This window comes from Streptomyces sp. NPDC060035 (assembly GCF_042736635.1).
Lineage (GTDB): Bacteria > Actinomycetota > Actinomycetes > Streptomycetales > Streptomycetaceae > Streptomyces.
Genome location: NZ_JBHWVO010000002.1, coordinates 196468 through 218412, shown reverse-complemented (window position 1 = coordinate 218412; position 21945 = coordinate 196468). Strand labels below are relative to the sequence as shown.

20 protein-coding genes and 5 tRNA genes are annotated in these 21945 nt (G+C 71.1%); 17 read left to right on the top strand and 8 right to left on the bottom strand.

The genetic code is table 11. The features are described from left to right. The first annotated feature begins 29 nt into the window (after positions 1 to 29). From ACFWBQ_RS03600 to ACFWBQ_RS03575, 6 genes are all read left to right on the top strand, one after another. Positions 30 to 896, top strand: a complete 867-nt coding sequence (locus ACFWBQ_RS03600) for a MetQ/NlpA family ABC transporter substrate-binding protein (RefSeq protein WP_385483465.1) — start codon at positions 30 to 32, stop codon at positions 894 to 896. Between the two features lie 101 nt (positions 897 to 997). Continuing rightward, positions 998 to 1684, top strand: a complete 687-nt coding sequence (locus tag ACFWBQ_RS03595; RefSeq protein ID WP_385483463.1) for a GNAT family N-acetyltransferase — start codon at positions 998 to 1000, stop codon at positions 1682 to 1684. Between the two features lie 122 nt (positions 1685 to 1806). Further along, the gene (gene cbiE, locus ACFWBQ_RS03590) at positions 1807 to 3033 is read left to right on the top strand and encodes a precorrin-6y C5,15-methyltransferase (decarboxylating) subunit CbiE (RefSeq protein WP_385483461.1); all 1227 of its coding nucleotides are present in this window, start codon (positions 1807 to 1809) and stop codon (positions 3031 to 3033) included. A 333-nt stretch (positions 3034 to 3366) separates the two neighbouring features. Next, positions 3367 to 6729 (top strand): nicotinate-nucleotide--dimethylbenzimidazole phosphoribosyltransferase, encoded by a 3363-nt coding sequence (gene cobT / locus ACFWBQ_RS03585; protein ID WP_385483459.1) that lies wholly within the window; start codon positions 3367 to 3369, stop codon positions 6727 to 6729. A 336-nt stretch (positions 6730 to 7065) separates the two neighbouring features. After that, the gene (cobA, locus tag ACFWBQ_RS03580) at positions 7066 to 8331 is read left to right on the top strand and encodes a uroporphyrinogen-III C-methyltransferase (protein ID WP_385483457.1); all 1266 of its coding nucleotides are present in this window, start codon (positions 7066 to 7068) and stop codon (positions 8329 to 8331) included. Then, positions 8324 to 9148: a TrmH family RNA methyltransferase gene (locus ACFWBQ_RS03575; RefSeq protein ID WP_385483456.1), complete on the top strand. Its 825-nt coding sequence runs from the start codon at positions 8324 to 8326 to the stop codon at positions 9146 to 9148. The genes cobA and ACFWBQ_RS03575 overlap by 8 nt, the downstream gene beginning before the upstream one ends. Here the strand turns inward: ACFWBQ_RS03575 and ACFWBQ_RS03570 are convergent. After that, positions 9121 to 10467, bottom strand: coding sequence for a protein kinase (locus ACFWBQ_RS03570; protein ID WP_385483454.1), 1347 nt, complete (start codon positions 10465 to 10467; stop codon positions 9121 to 9123). The genes ACFWBQ_RS03575 and ACFWBQ_RS03570 overlap by 28 nt on opposite strands. Positions 10468 to 10673: 206 nt before the next feature. On the opposite strand from ACFWBQ_RS03570, the gene ACFWBQ_RS03565 reads away from it, so the two are divergent. The 5 genes from ACFWBQ_RS03565 (at position 10674) to ACFWBQ_RS03545 (ending at position 14471) form a co-directional block, all read left to right on the top strand. Continuing rightward, positions 10674 to 10931 carry a hypothetical protein gene (locus ACFWBQ_RS03565; RefSeq protein WP_385483453.1) on the top strand — a complete coding sequence of 86 codons (258 nt, stop codon included), beginning with the start codon at positions 10674 to 10676 and terminating at the stop codon, positions 10929 to 10931. A 188-nt stretch (positions 10932 to 11119) separates the two neighbouring features. Next, positions 11120 to 11326, top strand: coding sequence for a hypothetical protein (locus ACFWBQ_RS03560; RefSeq protein ID WP_329212877.1), 207 nt, complete (start codon positions 11120 to 11122; stop codon positions 11324 to 11326). 258 nt (positions 11327 to 11584) lie between these two features. Next, positions 11585 to 12643 (top strand): phosphotransferase enzyme family protein, encoded by a 1059-nt coding sequence (locus ACFWBQ_RS03555; protein WP_385483451.1) that lies wholly within the window; start codon positions 11585 to 11587, stop codon positions 12641 to 12643. Between the two features lie 65 nt (positions 12644 to 12708). After that, the gene (locus tag ACFWBQ_RS03550; RefSeq protein WP_385483449.1) at positions 12709 to 13002 is read left to right on the top strand and encodes a zf-TFIIB domain-containing protein; all 294 of its coding nucleotides are present in this window, start codon (positions 12709 to 12711) and stop codon (positions 13000 to 13002) included. Between the two features lie 119 nt (positions 13003 to 13121). Next, positions 13122 to 14471, top strand: coding sequence for an OFA family MFS transporter (locus tag ACFWBQ_RS03545; RefSeq protein ID WP_385483448.1), 1350 nt, complete (start codon positions 13122 to 13124; stop codon positions 14469 to 14471). 153 nt (positions 14472 to 14624) lie between these two features. Here the strand turns inward: ACFWBQ_RS03545 and ACFWBQ_RS03540 are convergent. From ACFWBQ_RS03540 to ACFWBQ_RS03520, 5 genes are all read right to left on the bottom strand, one after another. Beyond that, positions 14625 to 14696, bottom strand: a tRNA-Val gene (locus tag ACFWBQ_RS03540). Between the two features lie 23 nt (positions 14697 to 14719). Next, a tRNA-Val gene (locus ACFWBQ_RS03535) sits at positions 14720 to 14791 on the bottom strand. 19 nt (positions 14792 to 14810) lie between these two features. Further along, a tRNA-Val gene (locus ACFWBQ_RS03530) sits at positions 14811 to 14882 on the bottom strand. 1 nt (position 14883) lies between these two features. Then, a tRNA-Cys gene (locus tag ACFWBQ_RS03525) sits at positions 14884 to 14957 on the bottom strand. A 38-nt stretch (positions 14958 to 14995) separates the two neighbouring features. After that, positions 14996 to 15068: transfer RNA gene (locus ACFWBQ_RS03520), tRNA-Gly, on the bottom strand. Positions 15069 to 15231: 163 nt separating this feature from the next. Between ACFWBQ_RS03520 and ACFWBQ_RS03515 the strand changes: the two genes are divergently transcribed. The 3 genes from ACFWBQ_RS03515 to ACFWBQ_RS03505 are packed head-to-tail and all read left to right on the top strand — an operon-like array spanning position 15232 to position 17976. Then, positions 15232 to 16266, top strand: coding sequence for a chorismate-binding protein (locus tag ACFWBQ_RS03515; RefSeq protein WP_385483988.1), 1035 nt, complete (start codon positions 15232 to 15234; stop codon positions 16264 to 16266). Next, on the top strand, positions 16263 to 17084 hold the full coding sequence (locus ACFWBQ_RS03510) for an aminotransferase class IV (RefSeq protein ID WP_385483446.1): 822 nt from the start codon (positions 16263 to 16265) through the stop codon (positions 17082 to 17084). Before ACFWBQ_RS03515 ends, ACFWBQ_RS03510 begins: the two co-directional genes overlap by 4 nt. A 55-nt stretch (positions 17085 to 17139) precedes the next feature. Continuing rightward, positions 17140 to 17976, top strand: coding sequence for a GNAT family N-acetyltransferase (locus tag ACFWBQ_RS03505; protein ID WP_385483444.1), 837 nt, complete (start codon positions 17140 to 17142; stop codon positions 17974 to 17976). Positions 17977 to 18037: 61 nt separating this feature from the next. Here ACFWBQ_RS03505 and ACFWBQ_RS03500 read toward each other — a convergent pair whose 3' ends face one another. After that, on the bottom strand, positions 18038 to 18553 hold the full coding sequence (locus ACFWBQ_RS03500) for a DsbA family protein (protein WP_385483443.1): 516 nt from the start codon (positions 18551 to 18553) through the stop codon (positions 18038 to 18040). 155 nt (positions 18554 to 18708) lie between these two features. Here ACFWBQ_RS03500 and ACFWBQ_RS03495 point away from each other — a divergent pair, with 155 nt between their 5' ends. From ACFWBQ_RS03495 to ACFWBQ_RS03485, 3 genes are all read left to right on the top strand, one after another. Continuing rightward, positions 18709 to 19170 carry a hypothetical protein gene (locus ACFWBQ_RS03495; protein WP_385483441.1) on the top strand — a complete coding sequence of 154 codons (462 nt, stop codon included), beginning with the start codon at positions 18709 to 18711 and terminating at the stop codon, positions 19168 to 19170. 290 nt (positions 19171 to 19460) lie between these two features. Beyond that, entirely contained in the window at positions 19461 to 20480 is a 1020-nt protein-coding gene (locus ACFWBQ_RS03490; protein ID WP_385483439.1) for a LacI family DNA-binding transcriptional regulator, read from the top strand. Between the two features lie 172 nt (positions 20481 to 20652). Continuing rightward, a complete protein-coding gene (locus tag ACFWBQ_RS03485; protein ID WP_385483437.1) occupies positions 20653 to 20808 on the top strand; it encodes a hypothetical protein in 156 nt (51 codons plus the stop codon). Positions 20809 to 20959: 151 nt separating this feature from the next. On the opposite strand, the gene ACFWBQ_RS03480 is transcribed toward ACFWBQ_RS03485, so the two are convergent. Further along, complete coding sequence (locus ACFWBQ_RS03480; protein ID WP_385483435.1) at positions 20960 to 21517, bottom strand: CGNR zinc finger domain-containing protein; 558 nt, start codon at positions 21515 to 21517, stop codon at positions 20960 to 20962. Between the last annotated feature and the right edge of the window lie 428 nt (positions 21518 to 21945).

Genomic DNA, 21945 nt, shown 5'->3' with positions numbered 1-21945 from the left:
ACCATCACCACCTGAAAGAGGCACTCTTCGTGCGTAAGAACATCAAGATCACCGCTGCAGCCGCCGCCACCGCCGCCCTCGCCTTCGGCCTCACCGCCTGCGGGACGGACTCCGACCCGGCCGCCAAGAGCGGGACCGGCGCCGAGGCGGACACCGCCAAGGCCCTCGTCGTCGCCGCGTCCCCGACGCCGCACGCCGACATCCTGAACTTCGTCAAGAAGAACCTGGCGGACAAGGTGGGCCTCAAGCTGGAGGTCAAGGAGTTCACGGACTACGTCCTGCCGAACACCGCGACCGAGAACGGTCAGGTCGACGCCAACTTCTTCCAGCACAAGCCGTACCTTGACGACTTCAACAAGAAGAACAACACCCACATCGTCCCGGTCGTCAACGTTCACCTCGAGCCCCTCGGCCTCTACTCCAAGAAGGTCAAGGACCTCAAGGACATCAAGGCCGGCCAGACCATCGCCGTGCCCAACGACACCACCAACGAGGGCCGCGCGCTCCAGCTGCTCGCCGAGAACGGGCTGATCACCGTCAAGGACGGCGTCGGCACCAACGCCAAGCTCAGCGACATCACGGACAAGAAGGGCCTGGAGTTCAAGGAGCTGGAGGCCGCAACCGTGCCCCGCGCCCTGGACGACGTCGACGCCGCCGTCATCAACGGCAACTACGCCATCGAGGCCGACCTGAAGCCGGGCAAGGACTCGCTGGCGCTGGAGAGCGCCGACAACAACCCGTACGCCAACTTCCTCGCCGTCAAGGAAGGCAACGAGAAGGACGCCCGCGTCCAGAAGCTCGTCAAGCTCCTCAACTCCGACGAGGTCAAGAAGTTCATCGAGGACACCTACCAGGGCTCGATCGTCACCGCCTTCGGAGTGCCCGCCAAGTCCTGACGCTCCCGGGCCACTTGCACGACGAGCCCCGCACGCCCCACCCGGGTGTGCGGGGCTCCGCCGTGCGGACCCGGCCATGCACATCAACGGCCCGATGCTGCATGCTGTGCCTTTACACGGTCTTCGGCATGGAGCTGCGCATGAATACCACCTTCCCGTCCATCTCCATCAGCACGGACAGGTTGGTGCTGCGCCCCTTCGACATGGCGGACATCCCCGCGTACATCGAGATGATGAACGACGAGCTGGTCACCGCCTGGACCGATGCACCGCACCCCTACACCCAGGTCGACGCGGAACGGTGGGTCCGCAGGATCGCTCCCGCCGAGCGCACCCAGGGCAACGGCATCGTCTTCGCCGTCACCGAATTCCTCACCCAGCGCCTCGTCGGCTCCGTCCGGCTCCTCAACACCGACTGGCGGAACCTGGCGACCGAGGTCGGCTACATCACCGCCCCCTGGGCGCGGGGTGAGGGATACGCCACCGAATCCGTGCTGGCCCTCGCCGAGTGGCTCTTCCGCGACCAGGGTTTCGAGCGCATCGAGCTGCGCACGGCCGCCGACAACACCGCCTCCCAGCAGGTCGCCCAGAAACTGGGCTGCATCAGCGAAGGAGTGCTGCGCAACGCACGGATAGCGCGCACCCGGACCGAGAACGGCACGGTCGGCGGCTGGACCGACATCAGGACCGACCTGATCGTCTGGGGCCTCCTCCCGGAGGACCTCGAAGGCGTCGCCGAGCAGCTGGCCGACGCGGGCGGCTACGGGACCTACAACGACTGGAACTGACTGCCTCCTCCGTGCTCCAGGAAGCCGCTGGTCGGACCCTGGTACGGACCGGATACGCTCACCCTTGCTCCGCCATTCCCGCGCAGAGCCCACGCCTGCGACACACCAGGAGACTGACGACGATGGCCGACCGGGTCACGGTGATCGGCTGGGACGGCTCGCCACTGACCAGAGCGGCCACCGCCGCGCTCTCGGCCGCCACGCTCGTCGCCGGAGCCGCCCATCACCTGGCGCTCCCCGAAGTCCCCCAGGCCGCCGAACGCATCCGCCTCGGCAGTATCGACCTGGCCGCCCGCAGGATCGCCGGCCACCGCGGCAGCGCCGTGGTCCTCGCCGACGGAGACCCCGGCTTCTTCGGGGTCGTACGCACCCTGCACGCACCCGAGCACGGTCTCGAGGTCGAAGTCGTCCCCGCGGTCTCCTCGGTCGCTGCCGCCTTCGCCCGCGCGGGAATGCCGTGGGACGACGCCCAGGTCGTCGTGGCCCACCCGCGCACCCTGCGCCGCGCGGTCAACGTATGCCGGGCCCACCACAAGGTCGCTGTCCTCACCTCCCCGGGCGCGGGACCCGCCGAGCTCGCCCTGCTCATGGAAGGCGTCCACCGCACCTTCGTGATCTGCGAGGAGCTCGGCACCGAACGCGAACGGGTCACCGTCCTCACCTCCGACAAGACCGCCGACCACACCTGGCGCGACCCGAACGTCGTCATCGTCATCGGCGGCGGGCCCGAGACCGCCGCCACCGGCGCCTGGATCGCCGGCCGCGAGCCGGTCCACCCCCGGGGAGCCCGCGGCTGGGCCCTGCCGGCAGGCACCTACGGACCCGTTGCGGCGGAGCCCGGCGAGGGCGAGTCGCCCGGCCTGCGGGCCGCCCAGCTGGCCCGCCTCGGCCCGCGCACCGGCGACCTGGTCTGGGACATCGGCTGTGGCAGCGGCGCCCTCGCGGTGGAGGCGGCCCGCTTCGGCGCGGCGGTACTGGCCGTGGACAGCGACCCGGACGCCTGTACCCGTACGACAGCGGCGGCCCGGACCTTCCAGGTCCCGGTCCAGGTCGTCCGGGGCCGGGCCCCGCATGTTCTCGAACGCCTGCCCGAGCCCGATGTCGTACGGATAGGGGGCGGCGGCGTTCCTGTGGTCACCGCCGTCGCCGCCCGGCGGCCGGAACGCATCGTCACCCATGCCTCGAACCGGGACGAGGCCGAGGCCCTCGGGGCAGCACTCTCCGAGAACGGCTACACCGTCGAGTGTGCCCTGCTCCAGTCCGTCGAACTGGACACCTCCGCCTGGGTCGAGCGCGAACGATCCGTTGTGTTCCTGCTCTCCGCGCTTCGCTCCGACCTCGCCCCCTGACCTGCTCGCGACGGAGCGCGAGGTAGGCTGACCGATTGTTGTACCGCGCCCGGCCGTTCGTCGCTTCGTTCGTCAATGTCCGGAAAAGTGGCCCGTTTTGGTCCGCGATGTGGTACGGCACCGCCGGGGGACGCGCAACGTGGCGCAGTCCACAGCAAGCCGTGGCAGAACTGCCTGTCGCGGCGGCGAACGACCGCGAGAATGTATAGCTCCGCGCGCGTTTCGTGCCGCGCGGCGAGCCCGCTCGTTCTTGTTGACGAGCACCGGCGTGCCGTGGTTCGGGCATCCCGGGCGAAGGGCCGTAGGAGCACTGACGATGGGCGAGGGGTACGCATGACTGACACCGGCCAGATCCCGGGCGAGGGACTGCCGGAGAACGCAGGCATGGTGGAGCAGCCGGGCATCCCCGCCCAGGACGCGTACACCTTCCTCGACCCCTCCGAGCACGTACCCGAGGACGAAGATCTTCTGCTGATGCCCGCGCCCCAGGGCGCGTGGAGCGACGCACCGGCCGCCCCGGCACCCGCACCGTCGGGCCTGCCCGAGCAGACGGCGGGACAGCAGCCCGCCCTCCAGCCGCAGCCCTACGCGCACATTCCGGCGCAGGGCCGTCCCGCTTACGCTGCCGAGGCGCAGACGGCCGGGACCGGCACACACGAGTCCGGAGGCCGTGACTCCGGCTCTGTCGACCTCAACGGGGTACGGATCCCGGCCCCCGCCCCTGCGCAGAATCCCCATCAGGTTCCCGTTGCTGCCCAGGCCGCCACCCCTACTCGCCGCCCGCTCCACCGCGGGCCCTCCGCGGCCGACGCGCCCTCCTACGGAGGGACGCCGAGCGGGGGCGTCGTGCGCTCACTCGCCGACCGGGGCCCGGCCGGCGCCCCGCAGAACCCGATGCCCGCACGGCATGCCGGGCCGCCGACGACCGGTCCCGAGTACTTCGACATCCCGGCCGACGACCAGGCCCCGCTGCCCGGCCCCCAGCTGGGCGAGATCCCGCACCAGGCCGCCGACCCGTGGGCCGAGCAGGCTCTGCGGCCCGAACCCGCCCCGGCGATCCCCGCGATCCCCGCAGAAACGGTCGTCCCGGAACCGGTGGCCGAGGCGGTGGCGGAGGCCCCGGCAGATGCCCCGGCCGGGATTCCTGACGGGATTCCCGACGCGACGCCTCTCGACGTGCCGGTCGAGGCTGCCGCAGCCGAGCCCACCATGGGGCAGTTCGTGCCCGTGGAAGGCTCCGTGCCGACGACTCCGCACCTCGCCCCGACGCCCGTGGCCCCGGCCGCCGAGCCGGAGCCCTTTGCGGTCGCCCCGGCTGATCCCTTCACGTTCGCGCCCGAGGCGGCTCCGGCTGCCCCGGAAGCCGTGGCGCCGACTGCGCCGGAGCCCGTTGCCCCTGTGGTGGCGGACGTTTTGGTGCCGGTGGAGGCCCCGGAGCCGGTTGCGGAGCCGGACCCTGTGGCGGAGCCCGAGCCGGTCGCGGTTGCCGAACCGGCGCCCGTGGCAGAGCCCGTCGCGCTTGCCGAGCCCGTACCCGTGGTGGAGCCCGAGCCCGTCGCGCTCGACACGTCGGCACCTGTGGCGGAGCCCGAGCCGGTCGCGGTGCCCGCCTCCGTGTCCGAGCCCGTCCCCGTACCGCAGGCCGACCTCCCCGTAGCGATCGAGGCCGAACCCGGCACCGGACCGGAGATCATCGAGACTCCGGCCCTCGAGATCCCGGCCGTCGGGACGCAGCCCACCGAGCTCCCGGACAGTGCGGCGCCCGAAACCGTGACGTCGACGGACATGGAGAACCACGAGGCCGAAGTGGTCTCCGCGCAAGCGGCTCCCGCCGAAGCGGTCTTCGCCGAAACGACGCCTGCCGAGGAAGACTTCGCCGAAGCAGTTCCCGTCGAAGCGGCTCCTGCCGAGGCCGTCTCCACCGAAACCGCTCCTGCCGAGGCCACCGAACCGGCACCCGCGTCCCCGCCCGCCCCCGCGTACGACGACATCGAGCGCGAAGCCGTCCTCAAGGTCATCCGCGAGCGCCGCGACATCCGCAACGGATTCCGCAGCGACCCCATCCCGCACGAGGTCCTGCTCCGCGTACTCGAAGCCGCGCACACCGCACCGAGCGTCGGCCACTCACAGCCGTGGGACTTCGTCGTCATCCGTTCCGCGGAGACCCGTCGTTCCATGCACGAACTGGCCCAGCGCCAGCGCGAGGCGTACGCCAAGTCGCTCCCCAAGGCCCGGGCCAAGCAGTTCAAGGAACTGAAGATCGAGGCCATCCTCGACACCCCGGTGAACATCGTCGTCACCGCAGACCCGACCCGCGGCGGCCGCCACACCCTCGGCCGCCACACCCAGCCGCAGATGGCCCCCTATTCCTCGGCGCTCGCCGTCGAGAACCTGTGGCTCGCCGCCCGCGCCGAGGGCCTCGGAGTCGGCTGGGTCAGCTTCTTCGACGAACGGGAGATGGTCCGTGAACTGGGCCTGCCCGATCACCTCGAAGTCGTCGCCTACCTCTGCGTCGGCTACGTCGACGAGTTCCCCGAGGAGCCCGAGCTGATGCAGGCGGGCTGGTCCAAGCGCCGCCCGTTGTCGTGGGTCGTCCACGAGGAGACGTACGGCCGTCGTGCCCTGCCCGGCGAGGAGCCGCACGACCTGCTCCAGGACACGATCGCGAGCATCCGCCCGCTGGACGCGAAGGCGCTCGGTGAGTCCTGGGAACGCCAGAAGCGGATGACGAAGCCCGCAGGTGCGCTCGGCATGCTGGAGATCATCTCCGCCCAGCTGTCCGGACTCTCGCGGGTCTGTCCGCCGCCGGTCCCGGAGCCCGCGGCAGTCGCGATCTTCGCCGGTGACCACGGGGTGCATGCCCAGGGAGTCACCGCGTGGCCGCAGGAGGTCACGGGCCAGATGGTCGCCAACTTCCTCGGCGGCGGGGCCGTCTGCAATGCCTTCGCGGCCCAGGTCGGCGCCGAGGTCTGCGTGGTCGATGTCGGAGTCGCCTCCGATCTGCCCGCGACACCCGGCCTTCTTCCCCGGAAGGTCCGCCCCGGAACGGCCGACTTCACGACGGGCCCCGCGCTCACCCGCGAGGAGGTCCTCGCGGCGATCGAGGTCGGTATCGAGACCGCGCGGGACCTGGTGGCGGCGGGCAACAAGGGCCTGCTCACCGGAGAGATGGGCATCGCCAACACCACCGCGTCGGCGGCCCTGATCTGCGTGTACACGGGCATGGACCCGGCCGAGGTGACCGGTCGGGGCACCGGGATCAACGACGAGATGCACGCCCGCAAGGTCGATGTGGTCCGGCGTGGCCTGGAGCTGCACCGGCCCGACCCGGCCGATCCCATCGGCGTACTGGCCGCCGTCGGCGGCCTCGAGCACGCCGCGATGGCGGGATTCCTGCTGGGCGGCGCGTCGCTCCGTACACCCGTCATCCTCGACGGTGTGAGTGCCGGCGCGGCTGCTCTGGTCGCCCGGGCGATCGCCCCCGAGGCGCTCGCCGCCTGCATCGCAGGACACCGCAGCGCGGAACCCGGCCATGTCGCCGCCCTCAACAAGCTGGGCCTGCGCCCGCTGATCGACCTGGACCTCAGGCTCGGCGAGGGCACGGGTGCGCTGCTCGCGCTGCCCATCGTGCAGAGCGCGGCGCGCGCGATGCACGAGGTGGCGACCTTCGACTCGGCGGGAGTGACGGAGAAGTAGCGGGCACCGAACCGCAGGAGGACCGGTCCCACCCGTGTGGGACCGGAGCCGCCTGTGGGGGAGTGTCTCGGCCTGTCCGGCGTCCGGGACGGAGCCCCGGTCACGGGAACGGGCGGGCAGGGGAACAGACCCGCCGCAGGCGCCCCACGCGCGGCGGGCAGGGGGCAGAACCGCCGCAGGCTCCCGCCCCGCACCCGCACAGCCACCCCACCCCCGCCCCCACCCACCCCGTATCGTGGTCCCGCACGCCACAGCCGCACGTCACAGCCGCTCCACCGCCGCAGCGGCCCGCAGCACACCGCACCCTGCACCCCTGCACGAGGAGCCCGCACCGCCATGGCCGAGCACGACGATCACCCTGCCTACCCCGTCGGACTGCGCCTGAGCGGGCGCCGCGTCGTCGTCGTCGGCGGCGGCCAGGTCGCGCAGCGCCGGCTGCCCGCCCTCATCGCGGCCGGCGCCGACATCACCCTGGTCTCCCCGTCCGCCACCCCGTCCGTCGAGGCGATGGCCGACGCCGGTGAGATCCGCTGGGAGCGCCGCCGGTACGAGGACGGTGACCTCGCGGACACCTGGTACGCCCTGGTCGCGTCCACCGACGCCGCAGCCAACGACGCCGCGTCCGCAGAGGCGGAGCGCACCCGCACCTGGTGCGTCCGCAGTGACGACGCGGAGGCGGCAACTGCCTGGACACCGGCCACCGGCCGCAGCGAGGGCATCACGGTCGCCGTCCTCACCACCACCTCGCAGGGCCGGGACCCCCGCCACTCCGCCGCCGTCCGCGACGCGATCGTCGAGGGCCTGCGCGACGGCACCCTCGCCGCCCCGCACCACCGCACCCGTGCCCCCGGCGTCGCGCTGGTCGGCGGCGGCCCGGGCGACCCCGACCTGATCACGGTCCGGGGCCGGCGCCTCCTGGCCGAGGCCGATGTGGTCATCGCCGACCGGCTCGGTCCCCGCGACCTGCTCGACGAACTCCCGCCGCACGTCGAGGTGATCGACGCCGCGAAGATCCCGTACGGCCGCTACATGGCGCAGGAGGCGATCAACCAGGCGCTGATCGACCACGCCAAGGCGGGCAAGGCCGTCGTCCGCCTCAAGGGCGGCGACCCCTTCGTCTTCGGCCGCGGTATGGAGGAGGCCCAGGCGCTGGCCGCCGAAGGCATCGCGTGCACCGTCGTCCCCGGCATCTCCAGCTCGATCTCCGTACCGGGGGCGGCCGGCATTCCCGTCACCCACCGCGGCGTCGCCCATGAGTTCACCGTGGTCAGCGGGCATGTGGCCCCCGACGACCCGCGCTCGCTCGTCGACTGGGAGGCCCTCGCACAGCTGCGCGGCACCCTCGTCCTCCTGATGGCCGTCGACAAGATCGGCGCCATCGCCCGTGCGCTCATCTCCCACGGGAAGTCCCCCGACACCCCGGTCGCCCTGGTCCAGGAGGGCACCACGGCCGCTCAGCGCAGGGTCGACGCGACCCTCGGAGACGTCGGGGAGCGGGTCGTCGCGGAGGACGTGCGTCCGCCGGCCGTGATCGTCATCGGAGCCGTCGTCGCCGTCGGCCCCGGCCCGGTCACCGGTGAGGAAGCTTCGCCCCGTGGCTGAACTCATCACCCTCGACGACCCCGACGACCCGCGTCTGAGTGACTACACCGGCCTGACGGACGTCGAACTCCGGCGCCGCCGCGAGCCCGCCGAAGGCCTCTTCATCGCCGAGGGCGAGAAGGTCATCAGGCGAGCCGGCCACGCCGGGTACGAGATGCGGTCCATGCTGCTCTCCGCCAAGTGGGTCGACGTGATGCGCGATGTCATCGACGGGTCCCGGGCCCCGGTGTACGTGGTCACCCCGGACCTCGCCGAACGCGTCACCGGCTATCACGTGCACCGCGGAGCCCTCGCCTCCATGCAGCGCAAGCCGCTGCCCGACGTCGGCTCCCTCGTGGTCCCGGAGTCCGGGAACGTCCGCCGGGTGGCCGTCTTCGAGGACATCGTCGACCACGCCAACCTCGGGGCGGCCTTCCGTAACGCGGCAGCACTCGGCGTCGACGCCGTCCTCCTCACCCCGCGCTGCGCCGACCCCCTGTACCGGCGGGCGGTGAAGGTGTCGATGGGATCCGTCTTCCTGGTCCCGTGGACCAGGCTCGGGTCATGGCCCAAGGACGTCGAGCTGCTCCGCTCGGCCGGCTTCACCACCGCAGCGCTCTGCCTCAGCGAGCAGTCGATCACCCTGGACGCGCTGGCCGCACGTGAGTACGAGAAGCTGGCGCTCGTCTTCGGTACGGAGGGGGACGGGCTCACGCCCGAGGCGCTCGCCGCGGCGGACGAGCACGTCCGCATCCCCATGGACGCCGGAGTCGACTCGCTCAACGTCGCCGCGGCCTCGGCCGTCGCCTTCTACGCGACGCGCGCCGTTTCCGCCTGACCGGCCCGCGCCACCTGCTGATCCACGGCCCGGTACGCGTCGTGAGTCCGTGACGGCGTACTGCCCAGCCCTTGCGCGGGGCCCTGGCAGCCCTGCGCGGCCGCGATCCCCAGCGCCACGAGCAGGGTGACGACGACGAAGACGACGAGCCGCTGGCGCAGCAGCCGCGGATTTGCAGGCCGTCGCTTGCCGCTCTTCCCGGTGGAGGTCGTCCGGACCCCGGGGCGGGTGCCCGGACGGCCGTTCGTTCCGTTGGTTCCCTGCGGACGCTTCCCGGGGTGGGCGGCGCCGCGCGCAGTCTGGGGGCGTGAGCCGCCGGTACGGGGCGCTGCCGAGCGCGACGACGAAGGGCGCCCGGCAGCAGGACGGGGCGCCGGAGTGGGGCCGGCCGCCGCGCGCCGGGTGTGCTGCTCGGTGTACGGGCCGTCAAGGAGGCCGGTCGGCCTGTCCAGCTCCTGCTCGGCCCGCTGCGCGGGCGGCCTGCGCTCCTGCAGACCCTGCGCCTCGCGCGCGGCGATCTCCTTGAGCCGCATCGAGAGCTGCAAAGTGCTGGGCCGCTCCTCGGGGTCCTTCGCCAGGCAGGCGCGCACCAGCGGAGCGAGCGCATCGTGCACATCGGAAAGATGCGGTTCCTCGTGCACCACGCGGTAGAGCATCACCTCGGAACTGCCGTGCCCGAAGGGCGAATCGGCCATCGCCGCGTACGCCAGGGTGGCCCCCAGCGAGAACACGTCCGTGGCGGGCGTCACCGCCGCTCCGCGCACCTGCTCGGGCGCCAGGAAGCCCGGCGAGCCGACGGCCGTTCCGACATGGGTGAGCGTGCTCGCCCCGGTCGCCCAGGCGATACCGAAGTCGATGATCCGGGGGCCCTTGGGGGAGAGGAGGATGTTCGACGGCTTCAGATCACGGTGTACGACCCCGGCCTCGTGCACCGCCACCAGGCCCTCGGACAGGGCCGCACCGATCGAGGCCACCTCGGCCGCCGACAGCGGTCCCTCCTCGACGACCTTGTCGTGCAGCGAAGGTCCAGGGACGTACTGCGTCGCGAACCACGGGCGGTCCGCCTCCAGATCAGCGGCCACCAGACGCGCCGTACAGCCGCCGCGGATCCGGCGTGCGGCGGACACCTCGCGCGCGAAACGCGAACGGAACTCCTGGTCCTCCGCCAGATCCGGCCGAATCACCTTGAGGGCAACCCGCTGGCCCCTGCGGTCGGAACCCAGATAGACCACACCCATGCCGCCCGCACCGAGCCGTCGGTGAAGCCTGAACGAGCCGACGACACGCGGGTCCTCGCGCCGGAGCCGCATCATCGCCATCGTCTGCCCATCCCCGCTGCCTGGTCCGCCTGACGAGGCACAGCTTACGTACCCGTGGCGCGGCGCGCTCAGAGGCCGCGCCCTCCTCCGCCCATCGATTGTCAGTGCCCGGTGGGAGAATTGAGGAGTGGTCAGGGAGCCGGAGATCCAGGCCCTGTGACCCGTGCGAGATCTCAAAGGACCGTCGCAGAAGGGGGATTGGATCAATGAAGGGCGATCGCGTGGAGATAGTCGTGGACGCGGGAGACACGACTCGGACGTACGAGGTGGTGGCCTCCAGGGCAGGCCGCCGGGTGGAGACAGCAGTCCGTCGGGGGGTGGTGGAAGTGAGTGAAGTCACCCGAAGTGGATCAGTTGTCCGTACCGCCCGTTTCATGGCGACCAGGGTGCTCGCCCTGGTCGAACAACCGGTCCCCAGGGAGGACGCCTCCGAGCGCCCCCTCCGGGATGACCCCAAGGCTTAGCGCCGGATCTCCACCCAGGGGAGTACACCGAATGCCGACGGCTCATCCTCCGGGAGGCCCGGTAATCAGTACGCGGGCATGACGCCCGAGGCCTCCCGTCTCCCTAATGTTGAAGTCAAGCGGCGGGCGCAGAACTCGTCCCCCGAGGTCAAACGCCCGCCGCTCCGAATCAGGTCAGGAGAGGAACCATGGCGGACACGGCAACGCGGACCATGATCCGCGCACAGGGACGCAGGGCATACGCCTCGTTCGGTGCACGCCCGTCCGGTACGCGCCACCCCCTGGTGGCGACAGCCATGGTTCTTCCTCTGGCGGCCCTGCTCGTAGTCGTCTTCGGCGGCTGGGACGCAGTGGTCACACAGGCGTCGTCCGTGGGCGTGATGCTGGGGCGCTGAGCGGCGTCCCGGGTCCGGAAGAGCGGTCCGGGCCAGGACATCCGGCCAACAACCCCGTGGGGACGGGGGTGCGGCGGACGGCAGCGTTTGTCCGGCCAGCTGGGGAGCTGGCCGGACATCGCGCTGTCCGGGGCCTCTTGGAACTGCCGGGCGGCCACTGCCCCGAGGTCACCCGGCAGCCTCTCGGTCCGTGCCCCGTACGCTCGTCGCAGGGACCTGCCACTGGGCCGGCCGATCACCGCCGGGGGAGCCGAACCGATGACCACCACCACCCCTGTCGTTCGCGTACTGGGCGACCTCGCCCATGCCGGCAGTCATGCGTGGGCCGCCGCGTGCGACTGCGCCCCGCCCCGGGTGCTCGCGGACCGGCCCGACGGGACGGTGGTCCGTAGCGGGCCGGTGGTGGCCAAGGCGCACGCCCCGGACACCGACCCTCCGGGCCTGGCGGCCCGCCTCGCCCTGGCCGCGGCACCGCTCCTCACGGGCATCCTGCTCCCGCCCTTGCCGGTCCCCGCACCCCGCGGGGCGCCGGACCCCGCAGCGCACCCCGCAGCGCACCCCGCAGCGCACCCCGCGTCGAGCCGCACGGCGGGCGTGCCCTCGGCCGTCCTGTCCGGGGTGACGCCCGACGGCCGTCCCGTCAGCCTCTGGCCGCACGGCGAACCCGTCGATCCCGCGGACCCCGATGCCGCCCCCTGGGAGGAAGCAGGCGTTCTCCTGGCCCGATTGCACCGCACTGCCCCGCCCCATCCGCTGCCGCCCATGCGCGGGCCTGCCAAGGCCGCCCGGGCCGTCGCGCGGATGTGCGCGGCCCGGGCGGGCGACCCGGACATCGCTCCGGTGCTCGCCGCCTGGCGCAGCCTGCCTGCCTGGGCCCGGGACGAGGCCCCGGCCACCGGACCCCGGGCCCGATTCGTCTGTCACGGAGATCTGCACCTCGGCCAGCTCGTCCGCCACCCGGCCCCGCACGGTCCCTGGCTGCTGATCGACGTCGACGACGCGGGCCTCGGCGACCCCACATGGGATCTGGCACGCCCGGCTGCCTGGTACGCGGCCGGACTGCTGCCGCCCGAGGTCTGGCTGCGCTTCCTGGACGCCTACCGGAGCGAGGGCGGCCCCGCCGTGTGCGCCGAGGGGGACCCGTGGCCGGAGCTGGACGTCGCCGCGCGCGCACTCACGGTGCAGACGGCGGCGCTCGCCTTCGCCAAGTCCGCCGCGGAGGGCCGAAGTCCGGATGAGGTGGAACAGCTGATGATCGACGCGTGTGTCCGAATTGCGTCCCTCCCGCCCGAGTTGACTGCCGAGACCACGTCGTAGGGTGAACCGACTGCCGCCGGGCATGCATTCCGGCGACATCGAAACGACGGTGAGGAGCCGATCCGATGATCCAGTGCCCCAAGTGTCACGCCCAGATGAACACGTACAACCGCAACGGCGTCCAGATCGAGCAGTGCAGCGGCTGCCGGGGCATCTTCCTCGACTACGGCGAGCTGGAGTCGCTCACCCGCCTCGAGTCGCAGTGGTCGCAGCAGGCCCCGCCCGCCCCCCAGGCTTATCCCGCCGCCCCGCAGGCCTATCCCGCGGCTCCGGCTCCCGCGTGGGGTGCGCCGCACCAGGGCGGGCACCACGGACACCACCGCCAGAAGAGCTTCGGCCGGATGCTCTTCTCGTCCTGAACACCTGCGGGGCCCGGGCGCGTTGCGTCCGGGCCCGTCGCGTGCCGCATTGCATACCGTCGACGAAGTTCGGTTCATGATCTAGTCATGGCCATGATCGCTGCCTAGAGTGCGGGGCCATGAACTTCCTCGACAGGTCACGAACTGTCGCACCCCCGGGCTGGAGCCGCTGGCTCGTGCCACCCGCCGCGCTCGCCGTGCACCTCTCCATCGGACAGGCCTACGCCTGGAGCGTGTTCAAGCCCCCACTCGAATCCGCTCTCGGGCTGTCGGGCACCGGAAGTGCCCTCCCGTTCCAGCTGGGCATCGTGATGCTGGGCCTCTCCGCCGCCTTCGGCGGAACGCTCGTCGAACGCAACGGCCCCCGCTGGGCCATGTTCGTCTCCCTCGTCTGTTTCTCCTCCGGCTTCCTCGTCGCCGCCCTCGGTGCGTCCACCGGCCAGTACTGGCTCGTCGTTCTCGGCTACGGCTTCATCGGCGGGATCGGGCTCGGCATCGGTTACATCTCTCCGGTCTCCACTCTCATCAAGTGGTTCCCCGACCGCCCCGGTATGGCCACCGGCATCGCCATCATGGGCTTCGGCGGCGGCGCACTCATCGCCTCGCCCTGGTCCACGGGCATGCTCGAGAGCTTCGGTACGGACCGCTCGGGCATCGCGACCGCCTTCCTCGTCCACGGCGTCGTCTACGCGGCGTTCATGTCGCTCGGCGTCCTCCTGGTGCGGGTACCGCCGGACGGCTGGCTCCCCGACGGCTGGGAGCCGAAGCAGGAAACCCGCAGACTCGTCACCAGCGCCCAGGTCTCCGCCCGCAACGCCCTGCGGACACCGCAGTTCTGGTGTCTGTGGGTGGTCCTCTGCATGAATGTCACCGCGGGCATCGGCATCCTCGAGAAGGCCGTGCCCATGATCCAGGACTTCTTCGCGGACACCTCCACCCCGGTCTCGGTCTCCGCGGCAGCCGGCTTCGTCGCCCTGCTCTCGCTGGCCAACATGGGCGGCCGCATCCTGTGGTCCTCCACCTCGGACCTGATCGGCCGCAAGAACATGTACCGCGTCTATCTCGGTGTCGGCGCGCTGATGTACGTGATGATCGCCCAGCTCGGCAACGACTCCAAACCGCTCTTCATCTGCTGCGCGCTGGTGATCCTGTCCTTCTACGGAGGAGGGTTCGCGACCGCCCCCGCCTACCTGAGGGACCTCTTCGGTACGTATCAGGTGGGAGCCATCCACGGCAGACTGCTGACCGCCTGGTCCACGGCGGGCGTGCTCGGTCCGCTGATCGTCAACAGGGTCGCCGACGCGGGGGAGCGCGCAGGCCACAGCGGTCCCAGCCTCTACGCGACCTCCCTGGCCATCATGATCGGGCTGCTGATCGTCGGCTTCGTCGCCAACGAGTGCATACGCCCCGTCCATTCGCGCTTCCACGAGACACCGGAAGGGAGCCCCCGTGTACACCAGGAGTCGTAAGCCGCTCATGGTCTTGGTCTGGCTCTGGGTCGCCGTGCCGTTCGGCTACGGGCTGTACGAACTGGCCCGCAAGGCCACCCAGCTCTTCACCGGCTGACCCACAGGACCACGACAAAGCCCCCGGTCGTCGAGACGACCGGGGGCTTCGAACGGTGCGCGATACTGGGATTGAACCAGTGACCTCTTCCGTGTCAGGGAAGCGCTCTCCCGCTGAGCTAATCGCGCAGGGTGACCCTGCGTGTACTGCGTGCGCGATACTGGGATTGAACCAGTGACCCCTTCCGTGTCAGGGAAGTGCTCTCCCGCTGAGCTAATCGCGCGGGGGTCCTTGCGGACCGGTGGACGATACTGGGATTGAACCAGTGACCCCTTCCGTGTCAGGGAAGTGCTCTCCCGCTGAGCTAATCGTCCTTGGAGGTGGAGACGGGATTTGAACCCGTGTAGACGGCTTTGCAGGCCGTTGCCTCGCCTCTCGGCCACTCCACCAGGGATGGGGGTTCGGGAAAAATCCCCCACCTTCTGCGAGCGGACGACCAGGTTCGAACTGGCGACCTCAACCTTGGCAAGGTTGCGCTCTACCAACTGAGCTACGTCCGCTTGTCATTCCCGGTCGGCTTGCGCGTCCCGGTGACGTGTTGAACTCTAGCGGATTCCCGGGCCAGCACAAAAACGCGTTTGCGCAGCGTGCTGCGGTGCCTCCGCCCCGCCGCGGGTGACCGCGCACCGTTCTAGACTCACCAGAGTGCACGACCTAGCCCCCATGGCCCGCTTCGGCGGCCTCATCGCCTCAGGCCTGCAGGATGTGACCAGCGATCCTGCGGCTCTCGAATCATCCGGTTTCTGGGCTGTATGTGCTGATTTTGAAGGCCGTCTCGTCTGCGCCCGCTTCTCCACCGTACGGACCGAGCAGGTACCCCTTCCCGTACCCGGGGCCTGGCGTGGGCCGGCACCCCGGGACTGGACCTCATCGCTCGACGAGGACGCCTACCTGGCCGGCGTACGGCGGATCCGTGAACACATCGCGGCGGGCGAGGTCTACCAGGCCAACCTCTGCCGGGTCCTGTCCGCACGACTACCCGACCCCGCCGCCGACGTCGATGCCCTCACCGCCCTGCTGGCCCGCGGCAACCCCGCCCCCTACGCGGGCACGATCCGGCTGCCGGCCCAGGGCGTGGAGATCGCCACGGCCTCTCCGGAACTCTTCCTGAGGCGCGAGGGCCGGATCGTCGAGTCCGGGCCGATCAAGGGAACCGGGCGAACCGAGGGCGACCTGCTGGAGAAGGACCACGCGGAGAACGTGATGATCGTCGACCTGGTCCGCAACGACCTGGGCCGGGTCTGCGCGACCGGCAGCGTGAGCGTCCCCGATCTCTGCGTCGTGGAGAAGCACCCCGGACTCGTCCACCTCGTCTCCACGGTGCGCTGCCGGCTGGCCGAAGGCGCAGGCTGGCCGGAGCTGCTCGCCGCCGCGTTCCCGCCCGGGTCCGTCACCGGTGCCCCCAAGTCCAGTGCGCTGCGGATCATCGACGCCCTGGAGACATCGCCGCGCGGCCCGTACTGCGGAGGAATCGGCTGGGTCGACGCGGACCGGAGAACCGCAGGACTGGCCGTCGGCATACGGACCTTCTGGATCGACCGCACGGGCAGCGCACCCTTGCTGCGCTTCGGTACCGGAGCCGGCATCACCTGGGGATCCGACCCGCAGCGTGAATGGGCGGAGACCGAGCTGAAGGCGTCCCGGCTGCTCGCTGTAGCGTCGGGCGCCTACGAGGAGACAGGAAGGACCGCGTCATGAGAATTTGGGTCAACGGTGAACTCCGGGACGCCGATGACGCACGGGTGTCCGTGTTCGATCACGGGCTGACCGTGGGGGACGGCATCTTCGAGACGGTCAGGGTCGCCGGAGGCCGCCCCTTCGCCGTCACCCGGCATCTCGACCGGCTGACACGCTCGGCACGGGGTCTCGGCCTGCCCGACCCCGACCCGGACGAGGTCCGCCGGGCCTCGGAGGCCGTCATCGCGGCCAATCCCATGACGCTCGGCCGGCTGCGGATCACGTACACCGGCGGCCTCTCGCCTCTCGGCTCCGAACGTGGCGACGCGGGTCCGAGCCTCATCGTCGCGCTGGGCGAGACCGCGCGCCGTCCCGACAGCACGGCCGTGATCACCGTCCCCTGGACGCGCAACGAACGCAGCGCGGTGACCGGTCTCAAGACCACCTCGTACGCCGAGAACGTCGTCGCCCTCGCGCGCGCCCACGAGCAGGGCGCCTCCGAGGCGCTCTTCGCCAACACGGTCGGGCAGCTCTGCGAGGGCACCGGATCCAATGTCTTCGTCGTGCTCGACGGCCATATCCACACCCCTCCCGTCACCTCCGGATGCCTGGCCGGCATCACCCGCGCACTGGCCGTGGAGTGGACCGGTGCGCAGGAGACCGACCTGCCGCTGGACATCCTCGAGCAGGCCGAGGAGGTCTTCCTGACCTCCACGCTCCGCGACATCCAGGCCGTTCACCGGGTGGACGGACGGGAGCTGCCGGGCGCGCCGGGACCGGTGACCGCGAAGGCGATGCGGATCTTCGACGAGCGCGCGGGGGACGACCTCGATCCCTGAGCCCGGCCGGCAAAAACAGGTGACGGACCGCGGCGCAGCGGATAGAACACCCCTGATGACCACGACCCTCCGGCCGACCGGGCCGATCCAGCAAGGCGCCGACGGCGCACGGGCACGCAACTACGACGTGTGCGACAACGGGCGTCCCGTCGGTTCCGTCGCGATCACCACCGATCCGGCGTTCGGCGCGTCGGCCGGCATCGTCCATTCGCTGCGCATCGAAGAGCCGCACCGCAGGCGGGGCCGGGGCACCATCGCGGCCCTCGCCGCGGAGGAGGTGCTGCGCAGCTGGGGCTGCACCCAGGTCCGTCTGGTGGCTCCCGCGGACAACGAGGCCGCCCGGGGGCTCGCGACCGTACTCGGTTACACCGAGCGCAGCCGGAACATGATCAAGGAGCTCCGGCGGACCGCACCCTCACTCCCGGACGGGGTCACCGGACGCCCCATGAGCGACCAGGAATTCGCCGAGTGGGCGGGCACCAGCGTCGAGACGTATGCGCAGGACTGGATCGAGCGGGGCGTCCCGGCGGAGCAGGCCCGGCGGAAGTCGGAGACCGACATCGCCACGATCCTGCCGGACGGCCTGGCCACCGAGGGCACGCACTTCCACGTCCTCGTCCGCGGCGGCGACGTCATCGGCTATGTCTGGGTGGCGCGGCGCGAGACGCCGCAGGGCGAGGCGATCGGTTACGTCTTCGATGTCGAGGTCAAAGGGGAGCACCGCGGACACGGATACGGCCGTGCGCTGATGCACCGTGCCGAAAGCATCACGTTCGACGTGGGGCTCGGCAGGCTCGGCCTGCATGTCTTCGCGTCCAACACGCCCGCGTTGCGGCTGTACGAGTCGCTCGGCTACGAGCCGACCCAGTACAACCTGGCCAAGGCGTTGTAGGCCGGTCGCTTCCGGCCATCGCGACCCTTGTGGTCACTCGCGGCCATCGCGACCTCTGTGGTCAGTCGCGGTCGGCGAGCAGGCGGTCGGCGATCTCCTCGATCCGCTCGCGCAGCCCTTCCTGGCTCCTGCCGCCGTCCAGCCGCTCGTCAGCGATCACATACGTCGGGGTCCCGGTGACTCCGATCGCCTTGCCCTCGGCCTGGTCCGCGTCGACGATCAGCATGTGCCGGCCGTCGATCAGTGCCGTGTCGAACTCCTCGGCGTCCAGTCCCAGTTCGCGTGCCACGTCGAGCAACAGGGGCTCACCGGCGCGGGCGAGATCAGCGGTACGGGCCAATACGGCCTCGATGTAGGGCCATCCCTCGCCCTGCTCGACGGCCTCCTCGGCAGCCTGCGCCGCGGCGTACGCGTGCTTGTGCTTCTCCAGCGGGAAGTGGCGCAGCCGGATCTCCAGCCGGTCGCCGTAGCGGGCGCGAAGGGCACGGACGTCGGAGAGGGCCTGATGGCAGTCGGGGCACTCGAGCTCGCACCAGATGTCCAGGACGACCGGGGCTGCGGGGGTGGAATCGCTCATGGGATCAGTCTTTCAGGCCGGACCCGCGCTTCCCAATCGGGACCTGGGGAGGACCGCAGCCCTGAAAAGTCCCTGATGTGGCCCGGGGCCGTGGCCCCGCAGCCGGTGACCGGTGCAGGATGGAAGGGACGTTTCCCGATGCGCTGGAGGCACCGATGCTTGCCGAGACCATCTGTTCCGCGGTGTCGGCGGCAGGCCTGGGCATCGCCGCGATCACCGCGTACCGCAAGCGATTCCTCGCGGCGACCAGGATCGCCGCCTATTCGCTGGTGCCTGTCGGCCTCGTGATGACCGGTGTCGTCGAGTGGGTGTCCGACATCGTGTTCAAGCCCAGCGTCTGGATCGGCTTCGCACTGCTCGCGCTGGCGTGGCTGCTCTTCATGACCACGCGGTCCGTGGAGCGCCGTGGTGGATCCACCCGCAAGGAACGCAAGGCTGCGCGGGCTGCGTCGCGGGGCGACGCCGTGTCCCCGGCCGCGTCGACGCCCTCGCTGACGTCCGCGCATACGACTGCCCGCCCGCAGCCGCAGGACCGGCCGAAGAAGCCCCAGCCGTCCGCCGCGCCCGGTGAGGACTTCAGCGATATCGAGGCGATCCTGAAGAAGCACGGCATCTGACAGGGCGTGCCGGGCGCGGTGAGATGGCTGCAATATGAATCGATTCATGCGCGGGAACCGTACGCGAGCCGCTCGTGCCGGACTCGGGCGTCGGTATATTCGGGGTTGCTTCGATCCGATCTTGACGGTATGTGGCGGATGGAGCTAGCGTCCCGGACGGATTGAAACAATTCATTCCTGGGCCGCAGGGTAAGGACGACAGGCCGGCGGAACACGCCGGTTGCCGTCGGCAGGACAGGGATACGCCGCGCCGATGCGCGGCGGCCGGACGCATCAGTGGGGCAGGGCAAGTGGGGCGTGTGGCAGGGATCAAGGATGTGGCCCGGCAGGCCGGAGTCTCGGTGGGTACGGTCTCCAATGTGATCAACCGCCCCGAGGCGGTGCTTCCGGACACCCGCGCCCGGGTGCTGGCGGCGATCGAGGAGCTCGGCTACGTACGCAGTGAGTCGGCCAGGCAACTGAGGGCCGGCCGCAGCCGGATCATGGCCCTGCTCGTCCTCGACATGGGCAACCCCTTCTTCGTCGACATCGCCCGCGGTGCGGAACGCGCGGCCCGGGACGCCGGCCTCGGCGTGATGGTGTGCAACAGCGGCCAGAGCCCGGAGGAGGAGGCCGAGTACCTCGGGCTCTTCGCCGAACAGCGCGTCTGCGGGGTGCTCGTCACCCCGGCCGACGCCACCGGCGGCAACCTCGAGGCGTTCGCCCGCCACCGGATTCCGTACGTGCTCGTGGACCGGGTGGCTCCGGGCGCGGAGACCTGCGCCGTCTCCGTCGACGACGTACGCGGCGGCAAGCTTGCCGTCGGGCACCTCGTCTCCGCGGGACACCGCTCCGTCGCCTATGTCAGCGGCCCCGGCGACCTGCACCAGATCAGGGACCGCCGCGAGGGAGCCCTCTCCGCCCTGGCCGAGGCCGGACTCGGCCCCGAGGCGCTCGTCGAGATCCCGTCCGACCGACTGGACGTGGCGGCGGGCCGGGATGCCGGAGCCCGGCTGCTCGGTCTCGTGCCGCGGCCGACCGCCGTCTTCTGCGCCAACGACCTGCTGGCGCTCGGTGTCCTTCAGTCGCTCTACGCAGCGGGTGTCCGGGTGCCGCAGGATGTCGCCATCGTCGGTTACGACGACATCGAGTTCGCCGCAGCCGCCGCCGTGCCGCTGACCTCGGTCAGGCAGCCCGCCGTGGTCATGGGCAGGATGGCGGCGGAGCTCCTCCTCGAGGAGGCGGACGACGGGGACGGCAGTCACCGGCACCGCAGTGTGGTGCTCCAGCCGGAGCTCGTCGTACGCGCTTCCAGCGCCGCTCCGCGCTGACCCCCGCACCGCGCCCGGAGCGGGGTCTACGGGCCGTGGCCGGCCGGTGCGAATGTGTGACGGCGGATCGGACGCGGGAGCGAATCCCCCCAGTGGGTGGGGGGTGAACTCCCCGCGCGAAAAAGCGTGTTGATCGCCAACAGGGGTGCCTCTGCGTCATGATCGCTTCGAGATGGTGGACACATTCCGGGGCGAGGCCCCTGCACCCCCTGCCGAAGAGCCGCGTGGCTGCCTCTTCGCGCTGTCCCAGCCACCCCTGATGATCTTTCTGACGGTGATCGGCAGCCTGCTGCTGATGGCCGCGCTGCATGATCTTTTTCTGCTGTGAGCGGGCATCGGCCCCGGGCCCGCCGCTCCGCCCGCCATCCTGCAAAGGGCCGACCCTGCAAAGGGCCGTCCCCTGCGGAGGGCCGTCCTGTCGACGGCCGGTCCGGAGGGGCTCGGTGCGAAGGCGGCCCGTCCGGCGTGCGAGGCGATCGTCAGCGCGCCGCTTCCCTGCGCCGGGCCCGGTACGCGGCGACATGGAGCCGATTGCCGCAGGTGCGGCTGGAGCAGTAGCGACGGGAGCGGTTGCGGGACAGATCGACGAACGCGCGCCGACAGTCCGGCGCCTCGCACCGACGCAGCCGCTCCTGTTCGCCCGCCACGACGATGAAGGCCAGCGCCATGCCGCAGTCGGCCGCGAGATGGTCCGAGACGGAGGCGTCCGGCGCGAAGTAGTGGACGTGCCAGTCGTAGCCGTCGTGGTTCGTGAGCTGCGGGGTGGTGCCCGCGGCGGCCACCAGCCGGTTGACGAGATCGGCCGCGGTACGGGCATCGGGCGCCGCGAATATCTCGGCGAACCGGCTCCGTACGTCCTGCACGGCGCGCAGGTCCTTCTCGCCGAGCTCGCCCACGCCGCTGATGAGATGGCGCTCCGCGAAGTCGTAGAGCGCATCGACGTCGGGGAGCCCGTCGGCCGGCTCGCTCTCCGGCGCGGTGTTCACCAGATCGACCACCGTGTCGAGGGCGATCCGGGTGTCGTGTGGGATCAGCACGCTTCGCTCCCTGGCCTCCGGCGGGCGGGCGCCCGCCGATGCCGGGTGACTCTACTGGCTCGGCGAAGGCGCCACGGGCCCGGTACGGGCTTGCCGGCGAGCGGGAGGACCTTTGGCGGTCGGGCGTGTCGCCGGAGCCTGTGACGTCTTCCTGGCGGCCCTGGGGGGCGCTCGGCGGTCACCCCGGTGCCTGTGGGGCAGGTGAGGCGTGTGGGGTCGCCCATCGGAACCGAAACCATCAGTCCCCGGGGCATCCGCGCCGGGGAGCCCCGGGACCGGTCCCGGGCGCGCGCGCCGACGCCGTCGCCGCGGGGGGTTACGCGGCGACGGCGCCGGTGTCTGGCGTATGGGGGTTTCCGCGCGACGCCGTCAACCCCGAGTCGGGCGGCGGCCCGCAGCGCTCGGCCAGGGTCAGCGCTCGGCCAGGC

What these genes read in the sequence shown, in the direction of transcription:
- ACFWBQ_RS03495 (WP_385483441.1), top strand. Translation starts at nt 18,709, where the DNA reads ATGCTTGCCGAGACCATCTGTTCCGCGGTGTCGGCGGCAGGCCTGGGC.
- ACFWBQ_RS03595 (WP_385483463.1), top strand. Translation starts at nt 998, where the DNA reads ATGCTGTGCCTTTACACGGTCTTCGGCATGGAGCTGCGCATGAATACC.
- ACFWBQ_RS03515 (WP_385483988.1), top strand. Translation starts at nt 15,232, where the DNA reads ATGGCCCGCTTCGGCGGCCTCATCGCCTCAGGCCTGCAGGATGTGACC.
- ACFWBQ_RS03550 (WP_385483449.1), top strand. Translation starts at nt 12,709, where the DNA reads ATGATCCAGTGCCCCAAGTGTCACGCCCAGATGAACACGTACAACCGC.
- cbiE (WP_385483461.1), top strand. Translation starts at nt 1,807, where the DNA reads ATGGCCGACCGGGTCACGGTGATCGGCTGGGACGGCTCGCCACTGACC.
- ACFWBQ_RS03545 (WP_385483448.1), top strand. Translation starts at nt 13,122, where the DNA reads ATGAACTTCCTCGACAGGTCACGAACTGTCGCACCCCCGGGCTGGAGC.
- cobT (WP_385483459.1), top strand. Translation starts at nt 3,367, where the DNA reads ATGACTGACACCGGCCAGATCCCGGGCGAGGGACTGCCGGAGAACGCA.
- ACFWBQ_RS03555 (WP_385483451.1), top strand. Translation starts at nt 11,585, where the DNA reads ATGACCACCACCACCCCTGTCGTTCGCGTACTGGGCGACCTCGCCCAT.
- ACFWBQ_RS03505 (WP_385483444.1), top strand. Translation starts at nt 17,140, where the DNA reads ATGACCACGACCCTCCGGCCGACCGGGCCGATCCAGCAAGGCGCCGAC.
- ACFWBQ_RS03565 (WP_385483453.1), top strand. Translation starts at nt 10,674, where the DNA reads ATGAAGGGCGATCGCGTGGAGATAGTCGTGGACGCGGGAGACACGACT.
- ACFWBQ_RS03570 (WP_385483454.1), bottom strand. Translation starts at nt 10,467, where the DNA reads ATGGCGATGATGCGGCTCCGGCGCGAGGACCCGCGTGTCGTCGGCTCG.
- ACFWBQ_RS03510 (WP_385483446.1), top strand. Translation starts at nt 16,263, where the DNA reads ATGAGAATTTGGGTCAACGGTGAACTCCGGGACGCCGATGACGCACGG.
- ACFWBQ_RS03500 (WP_385483443.1), bottom strand. Translation starts at nt 18,553, where the DNA reads ATGAGCGATTCCACCCCCGCAGCCCCGGTCGTCCTGGACATCTGGTGC.
- ACFWBQ_RS03560 (WP_329212877.1), top strand. Translation starts at nt 11,120, where the DNA reads ATGGCGGACACGGCAACGCGGACCATGATCCGCGCACAGGGACGCAGG.
- cobA (WP_385483457.1), top strand. Translation starts at nt 7,066, where the DNA reads ATGGCCGAGCACGACGATCACCCTGCCTACCCCGTCGGACTGCGCCTG.
- ACFWBQ_RS03485 (WP_385483437.1), top strand. Translation starts at nt 20,653, where the DNA reads ATGGTGGACACATTCCGGGGCGAGGCCCCTGCACCCCCTGCCGAAGAG.